This window comes from Bacillus sp. ISL-34, from assembly GCF_018613325.1.
GTDB lineage: Bacteria > Bacillota > Bacilli > Bacillales > DSM-1321 > Peribacillus.
This window is the reverse complement of sequence record NZ_JAGGQJ010000033.1, coordinates 44,733-66,961: the sequence shown is the minus strand read 5'-3', so window position 1 is coordinate 66,961 and position 22,229 is coordinate 44,733. Positions and strand designations below refer to the sequence as shown.

Genomic DNA, 22,229 nt, shown 5'->3' with positions numbered 1-22,229 from the left:
CACCTTTACTATTTTCTCTGGCGTCCAAAAATTCGTATTGGTGTTCCTTCAAAACCAAAGGCATCCCTAATTCGATTTTCTAAAAATCTCTCATATGAGAAATGCAATAACTCCGGATCGTTAACGAATACAACGAAAGTTGGCGGCTTGATCGCTACCTGAGTCGTATAATAAATTTTCAAACGGTTGCCATTATGTGTCGGTGTCGGATTCATCGCCACGGCATCCATGACCACTTCATTCAATACATTTGTCTGAACCCGGATAGCATGATTCTCACTAGCCTGATCAATGACCGGTATTAAGGTATGTGTCCGTTTTTTTGTTAAGGCAGAAAGATAAATGATTGGCGCATAATCCAAGAATAGGAAATGGGCACGGATCTTTTCTTCAAAATCCTTCATCGTTTTTTCATCTTTTTCGATGGCATCCCACTTATTGACGACGATGATGACCGCCCTACCCGCTTCATGGGCATATCCGGCAATTTTTTTATCCTGCTCACGAATGCCTTCTTCAGCGTTCAGGACCACAAGAACAACGTCTGAACGTTCAATTGCCCTTAATGCACGAAGTACGCTATATTTTTCTGTGCTTTCATACACTTTACCTTTTTTCCGCATCCCTGCTGTATCAATAATGACATATTCTTTGCCATTGTACTTATACGGAGAGTCAATCGCGTCGCGAGTCGTACCTTCAATATCGCTTACAATGACACGTTCTTCACCTAACAATGCATTGACCAGAGATGATTTACCTACGTTCGGTCTACCAATCAAACTGAATTTAATGACATCATCATCATAATCCTGGCCGCTGAATTCAGGGAAATGTTTGGCCGCTTCATCCAGAAGGTCACCAAGACCAAGTCCATGAGACCCGGAGATCGGGAATGGATCGCCAAAACCTAACGCATAGAAATCATAAATTTGATCCTTCATTTCTGGGTTATCGACTTTATTTACTGCAAGGACAACTGGCTTTCTCGATTTAAAGAGAATCTTAGCGACTTCTTCATCAGCAGCCGTTACTCCTTCACGACCATTCGTCATAAAAATTATCACATCAGCTTCGTCGATGGCAATTTCTGCCTGCTGGCGAATTTGTTCCAGGAACGGCTCGTCACCGATATCAATTCCACCTGTATCAATAATGTTAAAATCATGTGTCAACCATTCACCAGAACTATATATCCTGTCCCGAGTCACTCCAGGAACGTCTTCGACTATCGAAACCCGTTCTCCAACTATTCTATTAAAGATTGTCGATTTTCCCACGTTCGGACGACCGACTATCGCAATTACCGGTTTTGGCATTGCTATTCACCCTTTCTGCTACTATATCTCTGTCAAAGTCACGAAATTCATGAATGCATTTATTACGGTTGCTTTGCATTATTGATTTTCATTATTTCCTTTTAAAGGAAAAGGCTGTATTCCATCATCATTTAAAGGAATCTTTCATCAGTAAGAGAATTCCCAACTGATGTTCAGTTAAACGTATCAAGTATTCACGGGCAGTTTGTCCACTTGACGCCCCAGTGTTCCTAAGGTGACGTGAAGCTGACCCCTCTGCATGTTCATACTTGATTATAAACAGCCCAAAAAAATGAAGAAAGCTTCGGCATACGGCTTCCTTTTTAATTGTTTAGAGCATTTTACGATTATCTACAGACCTCTAACTATCCTATAGTAACAAATTTCTCGCCAATCAACAATGATTGTATGAATAAAAGCCTTCCAATTCCAGTTTGTTACATTTAGCAAGAACCTTTTGATAAAGCGCTAATACCCTATACCTATTTTCCTTAATTTTTCACCATACTCTTCATTGATTAAAATTCTCTTTTCCTTGTTTTGATAAAAATCTCGATTGGGATATTGAATAAATGTATTGGCCAACCAGTTCCAACATTCTCCACAGTATGTTTACGCCCAATACCAGCACTGCATTGTCATGCCATGCGTAAGCAAGGGCCACATAAGGTAAAGAGTGGTAAGCAAGCAATCCAGAATATATGATATCTCCCATCATCATCCCAATTAAAAGGACGAACAATCGATGTTTCCAATTTTTAAAAAGTAATAGGATAAGATAATTCAGGAAAATACACAAAAGATAAGACGGTTTCATGATGAGCCATATCGGATCAAGCAAGGAAAAAAGTTGAAAACTGGCATAAGCGAGAGTGATAATAAGACTTCCGCTGATAAGTTCCATCACCTTGATGATTGATTTCTTCCTAATATACACACACAGTATAAAGAAAAGATACGGCCCGCTCAGCTGCACGGAAACCAAGGGAACCTCCAGTTTATAGCCAGCCAATACCATAACGGCTAATAGATGAAAAAGAAAATCAAAACGAAAGGGAACCGTTTTCGGAATAAAAAACATGACAATGACCCAAACTATCCATGAAATCCAATAAAATATAATTCCATCCATGCAGCGCCCCCCCTTTTAGGAACATTATGGCTAGTTTATTCAAAGTATAAACGTAAAGCACGGCATTTAATAAGGAAAACCTTCTCACTATCATTTAAAAAGGAGGTGTAAACATGGGAAAAGATCGGCAAGAGAAGAAATTGAAAGAAAGTAAACGGGTGGAGTCCGACAGGGACCAGTCACTGGATCATAAAGGGGCAACTAGAATGGAAAGCCCTGAAGAGGCACGAAAAAGGAATAGTTAAGTCTATCCCTGAACAAAAAGAAGCATCTCAATTCGTTTCAATTGAGATGCTTCTTTTTGTGGACAGTCATTTAGCATATGCCGAACAATCAATGCCCCTTTGAGATAACCAATGATAGGTATTGCCCTTGATGACTAATTTTGATTTCCTTAGCTCTGAGATATTACCACACCCGAGTGCAGTCATGATGATCTTTAAATCTTCATGTATGTAATTTATTTCTTTAATCAGTTGTTCCAAGCCCAACTCTTTATAGAGCTTGAGGAAATGTCCGGCCAATCCGACACCTTTCGCTCCTAATGCCAGACTTTTTGTAATTTCCAAAGGACTTTGAATGCCACCTGATCCAATGACTGATAGCTGTGGTGAAACATTAACTGCTTCAACAATCGAAGCGGCCGTAGGTATGCCCCATTCATTGAAATATCCGAGTATTTTCGCGCGTCTCTCATTTTCGATTTTAGCAAAATTCGTTCCGCCAAACCCTCCTACATCAATGATCGAAACACCTACAGAATGTAATTGCTGCACCGTTTCCATACTCATCCCGAATCCAACCTCTTTTACGATGACAGGAATTCCGATCGTTCTGTTGATTTCTTCTATTCTCGAAAGGGTACCCGCAAAATCCCTGTCCCCTTCAGGCATCGTCAATTCTTGAATTACATTGATATGAATCTGAAGGGCATTTGCCCCGATCATTTCGCTGGCCCGCTTAGCCTGTTCGACTGTTGCTTCACCACCGAGATTACCAATCAACACACCATCAGGATTTTCCTGCCTTACAACTTTAAAAGAAGCTTGCTGGCTAGAATCCTTGATGGCTGCCATTTGAGATCCAACAGCCATGGCGATTCCTGTTTCCCGTGCAGCAATGGCTAGGTCACCATTCAATTTTTCGGTTTCAGGGCCTCCGCCTCCGGTCATCGCATTTATAAAAATTGGCGAACTTAATACAAGTCCGCCAACTTCTGCTGTAAGGTTCACATTATTCAAGGAAATACCTGGTAAGCTTTGGTGAATAAACGAAATATCTTCTAGTCCGGTTTTATACTGCTGCCCTGTCTTTAGCGCAAATTCTATATGATCTAATTTTCGTTGTTTTCTCTCCAAGGCCATCACCATTATTATCTTATTTTAGTTTTTTCAATTGATCACCGATCATTTCACCTAGCTGAAAGCCCTTCGATTCTTCAGGGATCTCATAATCCGATGTGTTGTAATTGGCTTGAGGTTCTTCAAGTTCCTTAATGCTCAATGAAAGGCGTTGATCCGTTTCATTGACTTCCAGCACTTTCACTTCGACAGACTGGCCTTCTTTAAGCACTTCTTGCGGTGTGGCAATATGCTTGTGGGAAATCTGTGAAATATGGACAAGCCCTTCTACCCCTGGAAAAATCTCCACGAATGCACCGAAAGAAACAAGGCGTTTGACGATACCTTCCAGTGTAGAGCCTTTGGCAGCTTTTTCTGAAATGCCTGCCCAAGGTCCCGGAAGGGTATCCTTAATGGAAAGTGAGATCCTTTCATTATCACGATCGATGGATAGTACTTTAACTTGCACTTTATCCCCTTCGGAAACGACATCGGATGCCTTGTCGACATGCTGATGGGAAAGCTGGGAAATGTGGACAAGGCCGTCTACGCCTCCAATATCCACGAATGCACCAAAATCGGTAATCCTTTGGACCACGCCCTCAAGCACTTGCCCGCTTTCAATCTTATCCAAAACGTTTGCTTTTTGCTTTTCCTTTTGGTCTTGGACGACTGCCCGATGCGAGAGGATTAAGCGATTCTTGTCTTTCTCAAGCTCAACGATCTTGAATGTTAAAGTTTTGTTTTTGTAATCAGAAAAGTCTTCAACGAAATAGTCTTCTACTAGAGAAGCCGGAACAAAACCACGTACGCCTAGATCTACAACAAGCCCGCCTTTGACGACATCTTTAACTTCAGCCTCAAATACGTCTCCATTTTCAAATTTCAATTCCAGGTCATCCCATGCTTTAAGAGCGTCAATTTTACGTTTTGATAGAATGAGAGCTTCTTCTTCGACTTTAATGACTTCCAGCTCCAATGCATCACCTTCCGAAACGGCATCTGACGCCTTTTCGACATGCAGGCTTGAAAGCTCACTGATTGGTATGATTCCATCAATATTGCTGTTTTCCACATCGACAATGACCTGTTTTTCTTCCACCTTTGAAACGGTTGCTTTAACTTGATCCCCAACTTTGTAATTGTTCACTTCTACCTGGTTCATATCTTCTGTCATTACTAACTCCTCCTTAACCCATGACTGATCAGCAAATTTCCTCTTCATCGGCCACATATTTTATTTAAAGTGGTTCAATAAAAACACTTTCCTAATAAAGATAAAAACAGTTTTTTTAGAGTAATAAAGTCATATTCCTTTTCATACGAAATAAGGAACAATACCCTTATTTTATAAATTCTAACAAAATCAGAAAATTGTCAAGTATGAAGGACTATTTATGCTCGGAAATCAATTTCCCGATTTGGTCCATGATGATTTTGGTGGCTTCATCGGCTGATATTTTCTGTTCGCGATATTCGGTAAAATTTATTGGAGGACCGTAAACGACCTTCAACGGACGCAAAAATTTATATGGGCCGATGATCGCACACGGTATGATAACGGCATCAGACCGCAACGCGAAAAATCCAGCACCCGCCAAACCTTCCCCCAATTCACCAGTCTTGCTTCTGGTTCCCTCAGGAAAAAGGCCAATCGCCTTGCCCTCCTTCAAAAGCTTTAAACCTTTTCTAAGGGATTCCCGATCGCTATTGCCCCGCTTCACGGGAAATGCATTTACTCTGGGTAATATACCCTTTAAAACAGGTGCCCGAAACAATTCTTCTTTCGCCATGAAATGAATATCCCTTGGAGATGTTATGCCAACTATGGGCGGATCAAAATTATCAATGTGATTGGCACAGATCAATACTCCGCCCTCTTTAGGAATATGTTCCTTTCCGAGCGCTTTAACCCTAAACGAAGGCATTAAAACGCCTTTTACGACGTTCTTCGCAAATGTGTAAAAATCCAATGTCATCTTTTCCTCTCTTCTATTAATGACATGATACTTTCTGCAACTTCCTGAATCGATAATGAAGTCGTATCGATTTCGATAGCATCCGCAGCCTTTTTCAGCGGCGAAACCTCGCGTTCCGAGTCCAGCTTGTCCCTTGTTGCAATTTCTTCCCTTAACTTTTCGATATCTGATGGAAAACCTTTCAATATATTTTCCTGATGCCTCCGCTGTGCCCTTTCATCCACAGATGCGATTAGAAATACCTTTACTTCGGCGTTAGGTAAAACATGCGTACCAATATCCCTGCCATCCATGACGACACCGCCATTTTCACCAAAGATTTGCTGCCTGCGAACCAATTCTTCCCTGATGCTTCGGTGCTTTGCCACTTCCGAAACGGAACTAGTCACTTCATTGTTCCTGATTTGGGCTGTCACGTCCTCATTATCCAAGAACACCAACTGCCCATTTTCACTTGGTCTTAATTCGATTTCCGTATTGATGAGAACTTCTGCTAAAGCTGGTTCATCATCAAGAAGAATTTTTTGATTAAGGGCCTTATAGGTAAGGGCCCTATACATTGCACCTGTATCCACATATATGTAATTGAACTTTTCTGCAACAATTTTAGCAACCGTGCTTTTTCCAGCAGCAGCTGGTCCATCGATTGCGACTGATAATTTTTTTTCCATAAATCCTCCCAAGAATCCTACAATCATGCTGATTATTTAGTACCCTTTCATTTTATCACAACTAGCGGGAAAATCATTAATAAAAGGGATGTGTACGTTCAAAATCACCTTTGTTCTTTTTTTTGATCACTACAGCCATCAAAAGTTATCCTTTACTTGAAGGTCTTCATACAAAAAAAGCGGATTACCGCTTCAGACTGAAGACAAATTCGAAGAAAAGCGAGTTTGCCTGCAGGTTTTTTTAGAAAAACGTTCCAGGTGTTTTTTAGACCTAGATTGAAGAAATTTGCGAGACTCCACCCGAATAATTGGCTACCCGAGACCCCGCTGCCGCCTTTTTTGATGAGGCAGGTTTTTTTCCATTTAAAAAAGTAAAAACATGATGGATAAACAAGTTTACTTTTAAAATCACGGTTCGGGGGAGAGCATTCCGAATCTCCTTTTGTTGATGTATCACCGCTTTTACTTATGGGTCCCATTGAAGGTTTCAATGATTTTCGTGTAATTATTGCTGGTGACACCTTCATACCTCGAAAGCTTTGTCAAATCAAAGATTTGATCCTCCCTGCTCAAAAGGAACTGGAAAAAAAATAAGCAGGCCAATTGAATGATGATCACTTTAATTAATAGTCTTTCAAATGTTTTCATAAGCCGCACCTTCCATCTGTTTATATTAGCAGTATGGATGGAATCGCTGTTTTTCATTCAATCATGTTAAGCATACAAGCCTTTTTCTTTAAATCGACCTGCTTTTCAAATATAAATCTCATTAATGTCTGGACATCATTTTTTGTAGGTTCAAGAAATTGGACGTGCAGCAGCATATTTCCATGATCTTTCTCCGTTACGCGAATGACTTTGCTTTTTAACCTTAAATAATGAATCTCACCTGATTTTAGCGTGAGCGCCATCCACAGGTATAATTGGGAAACCGATTGTATATTAGTGCCTTTTAAAAGCCTTATGGAAGCTCCTCCTGCACTTATATCCTCTGTTAATGCGCGAAAAGGGGAAACTCGGAATGTTCTGGATGAACGGCTGTATCCAGGGTTACATCCAGGCGCACGTATAGCCTCCTTTGGATTTTCACAAACATTTCTGCTTCGGGCAGTAAAATTTGCATCATGGGATTCCACTTTTCACTTTTCCAAGCACTTCAGAATCAAATACATAAACAGCCTGCTCTTCATTGAAAAATGTGACGTTCAACTGTGTCCCATCCATAAGGAATGCAATTTTTTCAGTCTCTAAATTGATGGGAAAGTCCGTATAGACACAACCTGTTCCCATTTCGACAACCATACAATTGAACTTTTCCTTCTGTGATGAGCATTTCGGTTCGAGCATTAATATATCACCAATTTTAAACATCGCGATCCACGTCCTTTTTGGCAGAAAGGAAACCACATCATATCACCCATTAATCTTCCTATATAATCCAATAATAAATTATGTTATTATGTCATGAAATAAGAAAAAGGGAAAGTGACTAAGCACATTTCCCTACAACCAAGATTCATGATAACTGTTTAAATTAAATTCTCGTATACCGGTTCGGAATTCTTTAATTTTTCCACCTTTTCTTCTTGACCGCTATCTGCATTAATGAAAATACGGTAGGTATCATCTTCAATCGTACCGAGAAATTCATAACATAGAACTTCTTCACCAATATCATTGGTGATTAACGCCTTTCCTTCTTCCATTATTTTTACATTACTGTTGATTTTGTCTTTAGCTTCTTTCTCGGATATCTTCGGATTACCTAATTCCCTGGTTTTATGTGATTTTAAATACTCGTCGGCTGAAAACCCTATAACGGATCCATCATCCAATGCGACTTTGACCTTGACTGAATCCGGATAAATCTTCACGCCATTTTCCGATGTCACGAAATTCAATAATGCGATATTATCGTACTGAGCACTTTCAAATAATTCAAGTGAACTGAATTCATGTTCCTTTAAAAACTTTTCGGCTTTTGTATAGGCTTGATTCAAATCAATATTTGTTTTGTTCACGTCCCTATTATTGATATACCAAATAGGATAACCGCCTTTTTTTGTCAAATCCATATTCAATTCGGTATCGGAATCTTTATCGAGGATGCTCACACTATAAAACCCAAAATCGGATCCTTTTCCGTTTTCCTCCACATTCACCTGCAAATTTTTACTTTTTGAATGTGCATAGTTTTTTGCTGTCGCAATGGCTTCTTCTTTTGTTATGGTCTCGCCTTGCAAATTTTTAAAGTTTTCATCCCTCTGTTGTGCAGAAGTAAAAGTCGGATTCATCTCATTCGTTTCGCCGTACCCAGATACTTTTTTCTCCACCGTCTTTAATCCGTCGATGATCGTGTTATCCGAATTTTCTTTCCCTGATGCAAGGGCCATTTCGACATCCATCCATCTTAAATTGTTTTTCAGGACTAGATACTGCACTTTCCTTAATTCGCCCTGGATGTCCCCAGCCTGTGTGTACAAGGATTGTAGAGTCGCATATTCCTTATCATTCAATGGTTCTTTTTCAAGGTCACGTACCGCTGTTTTATAACTGAAGTCTGCAATTTTCGATAAAAATTCTTCTGTCTTATTAAAAGGAAGCAAGGTCAATGGCAACTGCCCGACATCACTTTGGGCTTCGGAAGTGATGCGCCAAACATCTGTTAAAGCCGGACTTAATGAATAACGTGAATTCATGGCCAAAGTACTGCCGACCTTATCATGCAATAAATCCACTTGATAGCTTAAATCATGAAAGGCTCGCTGATACGTATTTTCCGCGTTGATTAATACAGCATTTTTTTCCTTATGTTCTTGATAGCCCCAGAATGCAGTTCCCGCAACAACTACAACGAGCAGGGCAATCACTATATTCCTGATCATTTTCCTTCACCTCTTTACTTACAAAAGATATGTTTTCCGATTCTTTTAATTTGTTCCCTTGACCAGATCCATTTGCTTGTTGCCGTATCGGGGTTAAAATAATATTCTGCATTACCGCTTGGATCCCACCCATTGATTGCATCCACCACGGCTTCTTTTGCCCTTTCGTTCGGTGTCAGCCAAATCTGTCCATCCGCAACAGCCGTAAAGGCCCCAGGTTCAAAAATCACTCCCGAAATGGTATTAGGAAAAGCAGCACTTTCAACTCTATTCAGTATTACTGCTGCTACGGCAACCTGACCTGTATATGGCTCCCCCCGTGCCTCTCCATAAACGGCATTGGCCATCAGCTGTATATCGTTTTGAGAATATCCTCCTGGAAGATTGGCTGATGTCGTTGTTTTGGAAGGAGCTTTTCCGGAAGCAGCCCCTCCAGATGTAGATCCATTTCCTTTCGCCTTTACCTGTTTTTCAATGGGGACTCCCCCATAATAGGTGAACTCGTTCCCTTTATTGATCTGTTCGTGAACAAATCCTTTATTGAAATTAGAGGCATTCGTCAACTTCTGTTTTGTTGTAGTCCCTGCCAAACCATCAATTGGAAGCCCGAAATCTTGTTGAAAGTTTCGAAGTGCCCAATAAGTGCCCCATCCATAGGCTCCATCAATCTTGCCATTATAGTAACCGATGTTTTGTAGGCGTGCCTGCAGTTCAATTACATCATCCCCAACCGCACCTTTTTGAATGACTTGGCTCGAAAAGGCATTTGTTCTTGTTTCCGGGTAAATTCCGAAACAAATAGTTATACACGAAAACAGCAAAAGCCATTTCCATTTTGACGAAATTCCTTTCATCAAAAACACTCCTCTTTTTCTTGAATTAATGTAATTCTATTTTCTTCTTTACTGGCTTTTTTATTCCAAACATAAAAAAAACGGAGCGGGCAAAATATGCCAGCACTCCGTTTTGATAGTATTCTTCACTTGCTAAGGAATTGATTTTGAGAAAGTTTTTCTGCATGAAAGTCAGACAACAAACGTGCTTTTTTTACTTTCTTCATGCCTAACCACCATAGATAAATCATGAATGGCATGATAAAGTACACCCAAAATTTTTGGGAAACTAAAATATAATCGTAAACCCCATGTAACGAAATTGGTATGATCAATGCCAATGATAAATAGACCCTATTATTCGAAGCTGAAAATTTCGCCTTGCCCAAATAATATCCCATGATCACACCGAACAAAGCATGACTGGATACAGGAAGAATGGCCCTGAGGAAAGCATGTTCCACCCCGTTGGCCAACAGGTACAAAATATTCTCCATTGTAGCGAATCCAAGGGAGACTGCAGCTCCGTAAACAATCCCATCATACGGCTCATCGAATGCTACATGCTGATAAATAACATAAATGAGTATGAACCACTTGAAGAATTCCTCAAGCAGTGCAGCCCATAAAAAAGCATTTGCTAAATCGGTATTCAAGATATGTTCGGTTTCGAGCACATACTGTATGAACATAATCGGCAATACAAGAAAGACACCGAATAAAAATGTTTTGACCACAACCGATATCGGTTCGGTTTCATATTGATCTTTCAAATAGAAATAGCTCAGTAGCGCCAATCCTGGCGCAATGGCAGCTGACAACATGACCAGCATTAGCTGACCCTCTTTTCATCTTCGTTTCCTTAATCGTACCATGGAATGAAGAAAAACTGAATCCAAGAATCAAGTCTTCCAAATTTTATTTAATCCTTCAGTACTTAAAGAATGTCTCATCTATAGGGTTTTCGCTTGCCAGCATGACAGCTAACTTAATTCGAGCCTTCTTGCTGTCATAGTCAGCGCCTAATATCACACCGCGTTGTTTTAAATCAAATGCGCTGCCTTCATAATCATATGCTGGGTAAACTTTTCCTTCTTCCGCACTTGTAGTCATGATGACCGTTATGCCTTTATCGATTGCAGCTTGTATGGAAGTTACCATTACAGGGGTAACCTGTCCCCTTCCTACACCCTCGAGCACGATGCCTTTCGCACCGTTTGCAACCGCAGCATCAATAAAGAGGCCATCAGCGCCTGTATGGCACTTGATGATATCCACCCTGGGAATGCGATCCTGAATATCATAACACTCCCTATGTAATGGCTTTTGATAGATGCTGACGACATCATTATCAATTATCCCCAAATATCCATAGCCAAAAGATACGAACCCCTGCAGATTGGAAGCATGGACTTTTTTGACATACTTGGCTGAATAGATCCGCTCATTAAAAACGACTATTACGCCGACGTCCCTAATAAGATCACTCGCAGCGCATAATATCGAATTCCTTAGATTGGAATATACATCGGTGCCCACCTCTTGAGGAGAACGTTGAGAGCCGGTTATTACGATTGGACGTTGATCCTTAATCGTGACATCAAGGAAATAAGCCGTTTCCTCAAGTGTATCCGTACCGTGGGTCACGACGATTCCCGTGACATCAGGATCCTCCAATTCCTTTTGAATGGTTGATTTAAGCTGTTGCATTCTCTCAAAGGACATGGACATACTTGAGATCTGAAAAAGATCAACCACTTTAACCTCGATATCGGTGGGTAATTCGCAAAGTGATGCCAACTCATGGCCAGTCAATGCACCAGAGGCCAACATACCATTCGCAGTTGCTTTACTGGCAATAGTCCCACCAGTCGTTATTAACGATATTTTTTCCATACGGTCCCAGCTCCTTATTTATATAATTCACTTTTCTTTCAAAGCCAAATGATACGCAATCACTCCACCATGGAACCTGCCGTTCTCGATGAAGATTTCGTTCGCATTATTTCCGGCAGCCAGAACTCCTGCAATATAAAGACCTTTAACGTTCGTCTCCATCGTTTCCTCGTTATATGCGGGCCTTCCAGTCACCTTATCAATAGTAATGCCCATTGAAGCTAAAAATGAATGGTCAGGATGGTATCCAGTCATGGCAAATACAAAATCATTTTTAATGACCCTTTCCTCATCACCTACATGATAGATGACGCTGTCTTCAGTTATCCTGTCAACATTCGCATTAAACTCCATCTTGATCGTTCCATTGCGGACCAATGATTCGAATTCGGGAAGGATCCAAGGTTTGATACTTGAAGAGTAATCCGATCCTCTATAAAGGACTGATACCCTCGCTCCTGATTTGACCAATTCCAGAGCTGCATCCACACTTGAGTTTTTGCCACCGATGACCGCAACATCACTATTAAAGTAGGGGTGGCCCTCCTTGAAGTAATGAAACACTTTAGGAAGCTGTTCACCCGGTATGCACATATAGTTCGGATGATCATAGTATCCGGTCGATACGATCACATGTAGAGCTGTATAGTCACTCTTCGATGTCTTGACTAAAAACTTCCCATCTTCACGCTTTTCCACTTTTTCCACTTTTTCGAATTTATTGACCCGCAATTCTTTCCTTCTGACTACCTCCCTATAATAGGCGAGCGCCTGATTGCGGACCGGTTTACGGTTTTCGATTATAAAAGCGATATCACCAATCTCCAGTTTTTCACTCGAACTGAAAAATGTTTGATGTGTAGGATAACGGTAAATGGAATCAACCACATTGCCTTTTTCAATGATCAGGGACTGTATTCCCACTTCTTTAAGAGCGATTGCAGCAGCCAATCCACAAGGGCCCCCACCTATGATAATGACTTCTTCTTCAACATTCATCTTTATTCCACTGCCTTTCCATGCACTATGTAATTCGTTCGTCTAAATAATAAAAACTCCTATCAATACATGATAGGAGTTTTTACAAATCATTTCAATGATAAAGCAATGAACATGATTTTAACTATAAATTTATACATGATTTGAATCTTTTAGATCCAACCACGGAAGCGGGAAGCTTCAGCCATTTTTCTTACGCCAATCATATAAGCCGCAAGGCGCATATCAACACGTCTTGATTGTGCAAGTTCATAGATATTATTAAAAGATTTCACAAGGATTTTTTCCAGCTTTTCATCCACTTCTTCTTCAGACCAGTAATATCCTTGGTTATTTTGTACCCATTCGAAGTAAGAAACCGTTACACCACCAGCAGAAGCAAGGACATCAGGAACAAGAAGGATTCCGCGATCCGTTAGGATTTGTGTCGCTTCAATTGTTGTAGGTCCGTTAGCTGCCTCGACAACGATCGATGCTTTGATATCAGCAGCATTTTCTTCAGTGATTTGGTTTTCAATTGCAGCCGGAACTAGAATATCACATTCCAATTCAAGCAGTTCTTTATTTGAAATTGTGCTTTTAAACAATTTCGTTACGGTTCCGAAACTATCTCTCCGATCGAGAAGATAATCGATATCCAATCCTTCAGGATCATGAAGAGCACCATATGCATCCGAAATCCCAATAACTTTAGCACCTGCGTCATGCATGAATTTAGCTAAGAAACTACCTGCGTTACCAAAACCTTGAATGACTACACGTGCCCCTTTAATATCGATGCCGCGTTTCTTGGCAGCTTCATTGATACAAATCGTTACACCCTTAGCAGTGGCAGATTCACGGCCATGAGAACCACCAAGCACTAGCGGTTTACCCGTAATGAATCCTGGCGAGTTGAATTCATCCATACGGCTGTATTCATCCATCATCCAAGCCATGATTTGAGAGTTTGTGAACACATCGGGTGCCGGGATATCTTTAGTCGGCCCAACGATTTGGCTGATTGCGCGAACATAGCCCCGGCTCAGCCTTTCAAGCTCACGGAATGACATATTACGAGGATCACACACGATACCGCCTTTACCCCCGCCGTATGGCAAATCAACGATGCCGCATTTCAAACTCATCCAAATCGATAATGCCTTGACTTCACGTTCCGTTACATTAGGGTGAAAACGGATACCACCTTTTGTAGGCCCAACAGCATCGTTATGCTGTGCACGGTAACCCGTGAATATTTTAACCGAGCCATCATCCATGCGGACTGGTATCTTCACCGTTAATAAACGCAATGGTTCCTTCAAAAGCTCAAAAACTTCTTCCGGGTAACCCAGCTTATCCAAAGCTTTATGTATTACAGTTTGGGTAGACCTCAGTACGTCGTGTTTTTCTTCTTCATTTACATGGCTATTGCCTTTTGCCGATTCCATTAAAAGTACCTCCTAGAAAATCTCATCCATATATAAAATTATAATGTACAAATAGTCCTCTTCATGTGCTAGTATACACCTTCGTTACATTTATGCAAGAGTAAAAATGGGAATTTAAAAGTTGGAAATATTCTAAAAATGAAAACGTTATCATATCAACTGTTTTCCTACACTTCAACCGTAAATCTCCTTCGGCCGAAAGTTGAGACAAATAAGGCAAACCGCATTGTTTTTTGATAATGTGGCTGCCTTGTCTCATTCGTTTTACATCAACTAAAGTGTGTGAGCAAAACATGTATCGCTTCATTTTCGATTATACATGTTCCGTATTCATTGATGCGGCAGAGTGTCAATGTAGATGCATGGCCATACTCAGCCGCTAAAGATATGACCGTGTCATAGGTCGTGTCTTTAACATTTTCGATAAGTAAATAGTATCTTTCCTCAAAATGATAAAGAGTACTTTTAAGCAAACCTTGAAAAGATAATCTATGAGATAATTGGACGATATCTTCAAAGTCATTGAAAACATACAGAATATGGGGGAAGTCATCAATTTTCACTTGTAAATCCAAGTACTCCTCTTCGTCTGTCAATAATTCCTCTTCGTCCTTTGTCACAATGATTATCAATCCTTGAGCAGGCAAGGAGAAAATTTCAATTGCAATGGAGCCACTCATTTTAAAGCTGAGTTCTTCGCATGCTTCTTCGACCATATCCTGAAATAGCTTGTGGACCTTTAAGGAATTCCCTAAAATATCTTCTTTTGTAATGCCTCTATCAATTAAATCATCAAGGGTCAAAAAAATCTTGATTTTATTGTTAGTTAATCGCTCCAGCTTCATAAAAAAATGCCCCCTGGTTACCATCTTCATACATCATATGAAGCCTTGGTCGCAGGGTGCATATCCATTATTTCGCCTAAACCGCCCGCAGCTAACCTCTCAGCCATTCCTCCCATTTAGATTGCGTGTCCCCCATTAATACTCCGCTGAAGGCCGTACTGTTTTCTTCGGATATAAGACTCAGCGCCGCGCCGCCAAGACCCACCTTCAAATCCGGGAAATCCTTCATTAACGCTTCAACCAGCCTAAATGTTCCATCAAGATTCTCTTTCAGTGAACATGACATGAATAGGTAAGAGGGCTTTATGATGTTTAAAACGGTGAAAAGGTCCTTATCAGCAATGGATTCACCTAAATAAATGGTTTCATACCCTTTCCGCTTCAAAAAAATGGTGAAGACCATCAGTCCAAATTCATGCTTTTCACCGGGAGCACAAACGGTAAGGGCTTTCGGAAGGAAACCATTAGTCGGAATCGTATGCATGACTGAACTGATCCTGGATTTTAGGATGTTCGACGCAAAGTGTTCATGAGCTGAAGTAATTTCTCCCCTTTCCCACTTATCCCCAATCTGAACCAATATTGAACCGAGTACATCAACTATGGTTTGTTCGATTGTATACATACTGAATGCTTGGCTTATCAGCATATGGGCTTTATTTTCATTGAAATTCAATAGAGCTTCGATCAATTCATCCGATAATTTAACCGTTTGTTCATCCTTACGGTTCGTTTCAGGTACTCCAGGAGCTAGAGTGCCAGTACTTTCGAGAAGTGAAACGGCTTGGCTTATTGTAAAGCCTTGCTCTGTTTTATTGATGAGCCACTTAAGGATTTGCAGATGTTTTTCTGTATAAAGCCGGTGCCCTGATTCATTTCTGACAGGTTCGATAAATTTATAGCGCCTTTCCCATGCCCTTAGGGTTCCCGGCTGAATGTCCAGCAGTTTTGAAACTGCCTTTATATTATATTTACCTTCTAGCATGGTTTTACAAGGCCTCCAATAACTGTACGTTCATTTGTTGAAATTATAGTGGATTTTTCAAAGTCTGTAAAATCCCGATATGCTCGTCTAAAAGACGCCTAATAGGTCTTTTCCACAGCTTCGCCTATTAAAGTGTTCGTCCCCCTTTTCAAGGTGAACAGATGCGTTTCCGGCTTAGCCTCAAGCCTTAAAGGCACTGCGCTTGTCCCATAGCCATTACTCGTCATATATAAGCAGTCCCCCTCTTTTTTAATGCTGCCGATCTGATAGGGCCCGAACCCGAATATGCGAATCTGCCCGCCATGGGTGTGACCTGACAGGACGAGACTAATATGGTGTTCCGGAGTCAACTGATTCTTGACCAATGGATTATGGCTCACCAAAATCCGAAAACCTTCATTCCCGCAATCCGACAGTGCAAGGTCAAGCCTATCACGTTCTTCCGATATATCATCAATGCCCAGAAGAGCTATTTTGCTGCCATTTTGAGACTCAAAAGAAACAGCTGTATTATCAAGGATTTTCACACCATGTTTCAGAAGAGTCGCATCCAGTTCATGGAAGTCTCCTTCATAATCATTATTTCCCCAAACAAAATAAAGGGGGCCAAGTTCTTTTAGTTTCAATATATTTTTTTCCACACGTTCTAAGGGAACCCCCCTTTCCCTAATGTCACCGCCGATTATCACCAAATCTGCCTTGTCACGAGCTCCCTCAATTAATTTATCCGCAACAATCCGTCGATGAAGATCGGATATGAAAAAAATCCGAACATCGCCAAAGCCTTCAGGAAAGTCTTTGAAATATAAGTCTTGAAAAATCACCCTATCTTGCATAGCCGTTCGCCACATGTAAATGATCGTGGCAAATGACAGCAGAATGATGACTAAAAATATTCCAGATAACCATGACATCTTAGTTAAACCTTCTTTCCATCCTTATCCCAAACGTACTTTCATATAACCATAAAACCAAATTACCCGCAATTAAATATGATTTAACGTGATCATCATTTATTTTCATGATATAAGTTAATATCATAATTCTTCTTCATCATTTCAAAAACCTTATGGCGATTTTTCCATTCTTCCTCTTTTTCCCACAATTGCTTACTTTTATTAATGATTTCACAGCGTAGCAGTTGAAACTCCTTTTCAGCTTTATCAAGCTTTTTTTTGATTAAAACCATATATCCATATAGACCAATTGCTGCCGCCAAAAAAAGGAAATGGCTAAAATGATCGACGAAAACACTAAACATACTGAAAAAGGAATAGGAATAAGGGACAACGATATAAAAATATAGATAAATCATAAAAAGGGCAGCAACAAACATGGTTGCCCATAAACTTTGTAGGTGCTTCTTTTTAAGTGCCTCGAATTTTTTCTTTCGATCCACGACATTTTGCAGCATTTGTTTTGTTGCTTGATCCGTTTTCTCATCCAATAAAATGATTGTCGATTCCATCGCATTTCCTCCTCTACTCTTTCAAATCATGATATGAAAGAGTAGAGGAAAAAATGATAAAAGTACCTGTCACGTTTGGCTTCATGCCGGGACCAAGTCAAACAATTCTAAAAACACCCTGCCTATAAAGACAGAGTGCCATCGTTATTTCTTGATCGGAATTTTCAATACCTGACCTTTGGAAATTTCATTGCCATTCAGCCCGTTCCACTCCTTGATCAGAGCAATCCCTTCCTGTGATTTGTAGTAATTCATGGAAATGCGAAATAATGTTTCTTGACCTTGAACAGTATGTAAGACAACCTTGTATCCCTCTTTATCCGTTTTCGCGGCTTGAACATTTTCGGCAGACTTTTTCTTTTCTGCTGCTTCCTTCTTTGCTTTTTCGTCAGCTATTTGCTGTGCTTTGGCTTTTTCTGCAGCTTCCTGCTCCGCTTTGGCCTTTTCCTCAGCTTCCTGCTTCGCTTTGGCTTTTTCCTCAGCTTCCTGCTTCGCTTTGGCTTTTTCCTCAGCCTCTAGCTCCGCTTTGGCTTTTTCCTCAGCTTCTTGCTCCGCTTTGGCTTTTTCTTCAGCTACTTGGTCTGCTTTGGCCTTTTCTTCAGCTTCTTGCTCCGCTTTGGCTTTAGCCTCTGCTTCTTCTTTTTCCTTATCCGCTTGAGCATTTGCCGACTCTTTTTCCTTTAAATTTTCTGCCGTTGCTGTAGTTGGAATCGATTCATTACTTTTCCCACTCAAGATGACTTGGTCACTTTTCGTACCCTGTACTGGCCTATCCTGCAGATATGTATAAAGGCTGTAAAATCCAATTGGAAGCAAAATAAAAAATAACGCTAATAATTGTATCATTGGAAACTTAATCTTCACTTTACTTTTTTTCTTTTTATTCTGGTGGACTTTGCTGCGCTTGGGCAATGATGATTTTGCCTTCTGACGTTCAATTCGCGAACGAAGTTCTCCAGCCTGATCGTTTTCTTTTTCATTCTTTTGTACTCGGCTCATTCAAGTCACCCCCTTTCTTGCTCAACCCTCTTTGCTTTTTTTTCCTGATTAAAATACCAAGAATAAAGTCAATCAAAAAGTGGGCCGTAATCGTCACGATGATATTATTAGTCATTTCAAATAAAAAACCGATAAAGAAGCTCAAAACCAATACATTTAAAAATAAAAACCAATTAAAAAGGTAACGATAATGAACGGCTGCAAAAATGAGGCTCGTAAGAAGCAAACCAAAATGTGTTTGCAACACTCCACGGAATAATAATTCTTCGCTTATCGCTACCACTAAAGCTACGACAAAAATCATCGGGTATGACAAATTACTGAAAATGCGTTCGTTAATACCACCATCATCCTGATAGGAAGAAGGTGTCACTTTCATAAGCAAAATGTCAATTAACACGACAATGACTCCAGCGGGAATTCCAATCAGCAAAATGTTCAGGTCATCAAAGATAAATAAGTCGAAAAAGGCAGAACGGTCTTTAAATAAAATAATACCTAAAAAGATGGTTAACGTTAAGAGAATAATTTGTGTTAGAAATAAATTATATAGCAACTGTTTATCTGTAAGTTGTTTAATCATTTCAGCTTGCTTATTTTTCATTGCCATTTTCCTTCTTTAATAAGATATAAGCCAATTCCTTTTTCCACGTGGAAAAGGAATTGACCGGATCCACATTGACTTCGGGCCATACATCAGCCATTTTTTCGGCATCCATCCCACAGATATCACAGCAGATGGGGTTCACTTCCCGTTGCTTTTCTCCAAAGTAGTCCAGTATCCCTAAACGGCGACATTTTTGTGCATATATCCAGTGCAGGAATTTATGCAGCTTTTCTTGATTCCTGGATTTCCTCTTTTGACAATACTCTTTCATCTCTGCCGCTTGATGTAGATTATTGCCCGTAATAAACTGGGTAAAAAAACGCAGCTGGATTTCGTTCAACGAAAAGGATTGAGACAGCTGTTCTTTTTCTGACAGTGTCAAATTAGCCGGAATTTTTTGTGATGCATTAAAGAAAGAACATACACCACCGATTTGCGATTCCGTAGGCAACTGTTGCTCCATCAAATGCAAGGGAAGCCCTTCATCCCCTTCGCTATATAATAAGACAGCAACACTTTGCTTGCGGTCCCGTCCCGCCCTGCCTATCTCCTGAAGATATGCTTCCATTGTGGATGGGATATGAAAATGGATAACATATCTGACATCCGATTTATTCACACCCATTCCAAATGCACTTGTTGCACATATAATTTTTAACTGGCCGGAAATGAATTGCTGCTGAATGAGCATCCTTTGTTCCTGTTCCATTCCACCGTGATAATAATTGACACTATCGATCCCGTTATCCTGTAAAAAACCAGTGACCGATTCCGCCACTTTTTTAGAGGAAAAATAAATAATCCCGCTTCCGGTAAATTTCCTGACAAGCTCCAGCACACGGGCTAGCTTCTCATCGTAGCTGAACTTTCGCTCGACAATAATTGCAATATTTTCCCGATCAACAGATGAGACGGTTTCCTTGACCTGCCCAATGTTGAGTTTACCAACGATGTCCCTCCGGACCTCTTCGGTTGCAGTTGCTGTCAGGGCAAGAGTCAACGGGTTGTTCAATTCATGCCTCACTTCTCCTAAATTCAAATAATCCGGACGGAAATCATACCCCCATTGTGAGATGCAGTGTGCTTCATCTATGACGAACAAACCTATATCTATGGATTTCAAGGATTTTATCACACCATCCAGGCTTAGCATTTCAGGAGATAAAAAGATAAAACGATAACTATGTAACCGGTCGAAAGCTTTCCTTTTTTGATTTAAAGTCAAAAAAGAGTTGAGGGTCAATACACTTTTTTCGCCTCTCATCTTTAGCTGATCTGCCTGATCCTGCATTAATGATAATAACGGGGAAACAATTAGGACAGTCTTATTTAAAAGATAAGCCGGCAGCTGGTAACATAATGATTTACCTGATCCGGTCGGTAGCATCGCTAACGTATGACTGCCGGACATCAATGATTCAACCACTTCCTTTTGTCCAGGACGGAATTCATCAAAACCGAATTTTTCTTTGAGGACTCGTTCTATATTCATCATCACTCACCTATTTTCGCAAGTACAAGTCTTATTTGGAAAAAGCTTATCTGTTTATTATTATCGACCATCTGCTTGATTGCTTTAAGCTTTTTCGTTCCTAGTTCTTTAATTGCTTCAGCAATTTTCCTTTCATCCTCGATAGTCACATAATCTGAAATCGGAAAACTCTTGTCCGATAAGACAATTTCCACGAGATGATCTTCGATGGTGTTGACTTTCAATCTGCGGATTTCAGCTATTTCATCCAGACTTTTCCCTTCCTGGATGTATCGTAAGGTAGTCTGTGTAGATTGTGTCAAATGAGGATTCCCACTACTTTTCCAATCATTTGTTAATGTGGACAAGAGAGGGTAATCCTTTCCCGTTTCCATTTCTGCAAGCATTTGATGCAATGAGTCAAGGAATGTAAAGCGCACATACTCTTCTTCTACGTCTTTCCTTTTTGCAATCTGTTCAAACGTAAGTCCAATCCTGTTAATCCCGGTTAATTTCAAAATGAAAATGTCTCGTTTCATATCACTTTGACTTTCTAAAAGGGATATCAGTTCATCATATAGATGTTGGGCAATCAACGCTCGATCCTGACGATTGGCATGTAAAAATTCCTTTACGAAGAATTGGATTTTGGGATTTCTTTGTATCGGATAAAAACGTCTTTCATTGTGGACAATATGGGATATGGTTTGAATGAGTAGGTTTAACCTTTCCCAGAAAACCGAGGTGATATTGTGATACTTCCAACCATTTATATACGTCGGAAAAGGATTATTTTTAAAGTATTCGACTAACATTCCCTCACCTTGCATACTAATTTCATATGCATCTGGTTTATCCGTTAAATTAATCAAGTCATGCTTAAGTAAATGTTCAATGTTTTGATTTAATTGCTGACGGGTAAATCGAGGTATTGTCCCAAAGATATCCGTTAGCCCGAATAAATGGGCATCCTGGATTGTTTGTGACGATTTCTTCCCCTGCAGCATATGGTATATAGCATAAATGGAGCGTTCGCCTTGAAATTTTTTTATCGAATATAGAATGATTGCCTGTAGATAATTATTCATGGGACTCACATCCTTGTTTCATTTAACCAATAAACCCATTGTAACAAATAACTGCAAAAATCGCCGTTATTATTGATGAAAACAAGGGAAATTATGTGACTAAATGACGAACCATGGAAAGAACCAAGTTAATTTTTTCGATGTTTTCCGTTGACATTGTGCTACTGATAGTTATTATCAATACAATTTCTATTGAAAAGTTTGGCATTCGGTCTTACAATAAGAAAGAGATAATAATCTGAAATAAAAAGATTATCAGTTGTTAATCAACTTAGGAGGGGT

General features: G+C 40.1%; 24 protein-coding genes. 1 reads left to right on the top strand and 23 read right to left on the bottom strand.

Annotation, left to right across the window (positions count from 1 at the left end; all coding sequences use genetic code 11):
* Positions 1–8: 8 nt before the first annotated feature.
* Together der and J7E52_RS21480 are read right to left on the bottom strand one after the other, a co-directional pair.
* Positions 9–1,319, bottom strand: coding sequence for a ribosome biogenesis GTPase Der (der, locus tag J7E52_RS21485; RefSeq protein WP_214750452.1), 1,311 nt, complete (start codon positions 1,317–1,319; stop codon positions 9–11).
* 511 nt (positions 1,320–1,830) lie between these two features.
* The gene (locus tag J7E52_RS21480; protein WP_214750451.1) at positions 1,831–2,451 is read right to left on the bottom strand and encodes a YphA family membrane protein; all 621 of its coding nucleotides are present in this window, start codon (positions 2,449–2,451) and stop codon (positions 1,831–1,833) included.
* 113 nt (positions 2,452–2,564) lie between these two features.
* Between J7E52_RS21480 and J7E52_RS21475 the strand changes: the two genes are divergently transcribed.
* A complete protein-coding gene (locus J7E52_RS21475) occupies positions 2,565–2,696 on the top strand; it encodes a YpzI family protein (protein WP_069981702.1) in 132 nt (43 codons plus the stop codon).
* Between the two features lie 66 nt (positions 2,697–2,762).
* On the opposite strand, the gene fni is transcribed toward J7E52_RS21475, so the two are convergent.
* The 21 genes from fni to J7E52_RS21370 all read right to left on the bottom strand — a co-directional run bounded on the left by fni (position 2,763) and on the right by J7E52_RS21370 (position 21,947).
* Positions 2,763–3,809, bottom strand: coding sequence for a type 2 isopentenyl-diphosphate Delta-isomerase (fni, locus tag J7E52_RS21470; RefSeq protein WP_214750450.1), 1,047 nt, complete (start codon positions 3,807–3,809; stop codon positions 2,763–2,765).
* Positions 3,810–3,828: 19 nt separating this feature from the next.
* Positions 3,829–4,968: a 30S ribosomal protein S1 gene (rpsA, locus tag J7E52_RS21465; protein WP_214750449.1), complete on the bottom strand. Its 1,140-nt coding sequence runs from the start codon at positions 4,966–4,968 to the stop codon at positions 3,829–3,831.
* A 214-nt stretch (positions 4,969–5,182) separates the two neighbouring features.
* A complete protein-coding gene (locus J7E52_RS21460) occupies positions 5,183–5,770 on the bottom strand; it encodes a lysophospholipid acyltransferase family protein (RefSeq protein WP_214750448.1) in 588 nt (195 codons plus the stop codon).
* Entirely contained in the window at positions 5,767–6,441 is a 675-nt protein-coding gene (cmk, locus tag J7E52_RS21455; protein WP_214750447.1) for a (d)CMP kinase, read from the bottom strand. The genes J7E52_RS21460 and cmk overlap by 4 nt, the downstream gene beginning before the upstream one ends.
* 462 nt (positions 6,442–6,903) lie before the next feature.
* Positions 6,904–7,089, bottom strand: coding sequence for a YpfB family protein (locus J7E52_RS21450; protein WP_048681726.1), 186 nt, complete (start codon positions 7,087–7,089; stop codon positions 6,904–6,906).
* 53 nt (positions 7,090–7,142) lie between these two features.
* Positions 7,143–7,577, bottom strand: coding sequence for a PilZ domain-containing protein (locus J7E52_RS21445; RefSeq protein ID WP_214750446.1), 435 nt, complete (start codon positions 7,575–7,577; stop codon positions 7,143–7,145).
* Positions 7,564–7,812 carry a flagellar brake protein gene (locus J7E52_RS21440; RefSeq protein WP_214750445.1) on the bottom strand — a complete coding sequence of 83 codons (249 nt, stop codon included), beginning with the start codon at positions 7,810–7,812 and terminating at the stop codon, positions 7,564–7,566. Before J7E52_RS21440 ends, J7E52_RS21445 begins: the two co-directional genes overlap by 14 nt.
* A 158-nt stretch (positions 7,813–7,970) precedes the next feature.
* Entirely contained in the window at positions 7,971–9,326 is a 1,356-nt protein-coding gene (gene ypeB / locus J7E52_RS21435) for a germination protein YpeB (protein WP_214750444.1), read from the bottom strand.
* Between the two features lie 14 nt (positions 9,327–9,340).
* Positions 9,341–10,180 (bottom strand): spore cortex-lytic enzyme, encoded by an 840-nt coding sequence (sleB, locus tag J7E52_RS21430; protein ID WP_214750443.1) that lies wholly within the window; start codon positions 10,178–10,180, stop codon positions 9,341–9,343.
* 125 nt (positions 10,181–10,305) lie between these two features.
* Positions 10,306–10,992, bottom strand: a complete 687-nt coding sequence (prsW, locus tag J7E52_RS21425; protein WP_214750442.1) for a glutamic-type intramembrane protease PrsW — start codon at positions 10,990–10,992, stop codon at positions 10,306–10,308.
* A 97-nt stretch (positions 10,993–11,089) separates the two neighbouring features.
* The gene (locus tag J7E52_RS21420) at positions 11,090–12,055 is read right to left on the bottom strand and encodes an asparaginase (RefSeq protein ID WP_214750441.1); all 966 of its coding nucleotides are present in this window, start codon (positions 12,053–12,055) and stop codon (positions 11,090–11,092) included.
* 27 nt (positions 12,056–12,082) lie between these two features.
* On the bottom strand, positions 12,083–13,054 hold the full coding sequence (locus J7E52_RS21415) for a YpdA family putative bacillithiol disulfide reductase (protein WP_214750440.1): 972 nt from the start codon (positions 13,052–13,054) through the stop codon (positions 12,083–12,085).
* Positions 13,055–13,206: 152 nt separating this feature from the next.
* On the bottom strand, positions 13,207–14,484 hold the full coding sequence (locus tag J7E52_RS21410; RefSeq protein ID WP_048681753.1) for a Glu/Leu/Phe/Val family dehydrogenase: 1,278 nt from the start codon (positions 14,482–14,484) through the stop codon (positions 13,207–13,209).
* A gap of 269 nt (positions 14,485–14,753) precedes the next feature.
* Positions 14,754–15,329 (bottom strand): genetic competence negative regulator, encoded by a 576-nt coding sequence (locus J7E52_RS21405; protein ID WP_214750439.1) that lies wholly within the window; start codon positions 15,327–15,329, stop codon positions 14,754–14,756.
* A gap of 91 nt (positions 15,330–15,420) precedes the next feature.
* Positions 15,421–16,314 (bottom strand): MerR family transcriptional regulator, encoded by an 894-nt coding sequence (locus tag J7E52_RS21400; protein ID WP_214750438.1) that lies wholly within the window; start codon positions 16,312–16,314, stop codon positions 15,421–15,423.
* 98 nt (positions 16,315–16,412) lie between these two features.
* Positions 16,413–17,228, bottom strand: a complete 816-nt coding sequence (locus J7E52_RS21395) for a metallophosphoesterase (protein WP_214750437.1) — start codon at positions 17,226–17,228, stop codon at positions 16,413–16,415.
* 95 nt (positions 17,229–17,323) lie between these two features.
* A complete protein-coding gene (locus tag J7E52_RS21390; RefSeq protein ID WP_214750436.1) occupies positions 17,324–17,782 on the bottom strand; it encodes a YpbF family protein in 459 nt (152 codons plus the stop codon).
* Positions 17,783–17,926: 144 nt separating this feature from the next.
* Positions 17,927–18,781: a LysM peptidoglycan-binding domain-containing protein gene (locus tag J7E52_RS21385; protein WP_214750435.1), complete on the bottom strand. Its 855-nt coding sequence runs from the start codon at positions 18,779–18,781 to the stop codon at positions 17,927–17,929.
* Positions 18,759–19,385, bottom strand: a complete 627-nt coding sequence (locus J7E52_RS21380) for a CPBP family intramembrane glutamic endopeptidase (protein WP_214750434.1) — start codon at positions 19,383–19,385, stop codon at positions 18,759–18,761. The genes J7E52_RS21385 and J7E52_RS21380 overlap by 23 nt, the downstream gene beginning before the upstream one ends.
* A complete protein-coding gene (locus tag J7E52_RS21375; protein ID WP_286197983.1) occupies positions 19,375–20,880 on the bottom strand; it encodes a RecQ family ATP-dependent DNA helicase in 1,506 nt (501 codons plus the stop codon). Before J7E52_RS21375 ends, J7E52_RS21380 begins: the two co-directional genes overlap by 11 nt.
* 2 nt (positions 20,881–20,882) lie before the next feature.
* Positions 20,883–21,947, bottom strand: a complete 1,065-nt coding sequence (locus J7E52_RS21370; protein ID WP_214750432.1) for a YpbB family protein — start codon at positions 21,945–21,947, stop codon at positions 20,883–20,885.
* Between the last annotated feature and the right edge of the window lie 282 nt (positions 21,948–22,229).

Bases quoted from the DNA above. Each gene is read 5' to 3' on its own strand.
- der (WP_214750452.1), bottom strand. From the start codon at position 1,319: ATGCCAAAACCGGTAATTGCGATAGTCGGTCGTCCGAACGTGGGAAAA.
- J7E52_RS21480 (WP_214750451.1), bottom strand. From the start codon at position 2,451: ATGGATGGAATTATATTTTATTGGATTTCATGGATAGTTTGGGTCATT.
- J7E52_RS21475 (WP_069981702.1), top strand. From the start codon at position 2,565: ATGGGAAAAGATCGGCAAGAGAAGAAATTGAAAGAAAGTAAACGGGTG.
- rpsA (WP_214750449.1), bottom strand. From the start codon at position 4,968: ATGACAGAAGATATGAACCAGGTAGAAGTGAACAATTACAAAGTTGGG.
- J7E52_RS21460 (WP_214750448.1), bottom strand. From the start codon at position 5,770: ATGACATTGGATTTTTACACATTTGCGAAGAACGTCGTAAAAGGCGTT.
- cmk (WP_214750447.1), bottom strand. From the start codon at position 6,441: ATGGAAAAAAAATTATCAGTCGCAATCGATGGACCAGCTGCTGCTGGA.
- J7E52_RS21450 (WP_048681726.1), bottom strand. From the start codon at position 7,089: ATGAAAACATTTGAAAGACTATTAATTAAAGTGATCATCATTCAATTG.
- J7E52_RS21440 (WP_214750445.1), bottom strand. From the start codon at position 7,812: ATGTTTAAAATTGGTGATATATTAATGCTCGAACCGAAATGCTCATCA.
- ypeB (WP_214750444.1), bottom strand. From the start codon at position 9,326: ATGATCAGGAATATAGTGATTGCCCTGCTCGTTGTAGTTGTTGCGGGA.
- sleB (WP_214750443.1), bottom strand. From the start codon at position 10,180: ATGAAAGGAATTTCGTCAAAATGGAAATGGCTTTTGCTGTTTTCGTGT.
- prsW (WP_214750442.1), bottom strand. From the start codon at position 10,992: ATGCTGGTCATGTTGTCAGCTGCCATTGCGCCAGGATTGGCGCTACTG.
- J7E52_RS21420 (WP_214750441.1), bottom strand. From the start codon at position 12,055: ATGGAAAAAATATCGTTAATAACGACTGGTGGGACTATTGCCAGTAAA.
- J7E52_RS21415 (WP_214750440.1), bottom strand. From the start codon at position 13,054: ATGAATGTTGAAGAAGAAGTCATTATCATAGGTGGGGGCCCTTGTGGA.
- J7E52_RS21410 (WP_048681753.1), bottom strand. From the start codon at position 14,484: ATGGAATCGGCAAAAGGCAATAGCCATGTAAATGAAGAAGAAAAACAC.
- J7E52_RS21405 (WP_214750439.1), bottom strand. From the start codon at position 15,329: ATGAAGCTGGAGCGATTAACTAACAATAAAATCAAGATTTTTTTGACC.
- J7E52_RS21400 (WP_214750438.1), bottom strand. From the start codon at position 16,314: ATGCTAGAAGGTAAATATAATATAAAGGCAGTTTCAAAACTGCTGGAC.
- J7E52_RS21395 (WP_214750437.1), bottom strand. From the start codon at position 17,228: ATGTCATGGTTATCTGGAATATTTTTAGTCATCATTCTGCTGTCATTT.
- J7E52_RS21390 (WP_214750436.1), bottom strand. From the start codon at position 17,782: ATGGAATCGACAATCATTTTATTGGATGAGAAAACGGATCAAGCAACA.
- J7E52_RS21385 (WP_214750435.1), bottom strand. From the start codon at position 18,781: ATGAGCCGAGTACAAAAGAATGAAAAAGAAAACGATCAGGCTGGAGAA.
- J7E52_RS21380 (WP_214750434.1), bottom strand. From the start codon at position 19,385: ATGAAAAATAAGCAAGCTGAAATGATTAAACAACTTACAGATAAACAG.
- J7E52_RS21375 (WP_286197983.1), bottom strand. From the start codon at position 20,880: ATGAATATAGAACGAGTCCTCAAAGAAAAATTCGGTTTTGATGAATTC.
- J7E52_RS21370 (WP_214750432.1), bottom strand. From the start codon at position 21,947: ATGAATAATTATCTACAGGCAATCATTCTATATTCGATAAAAAAATTT.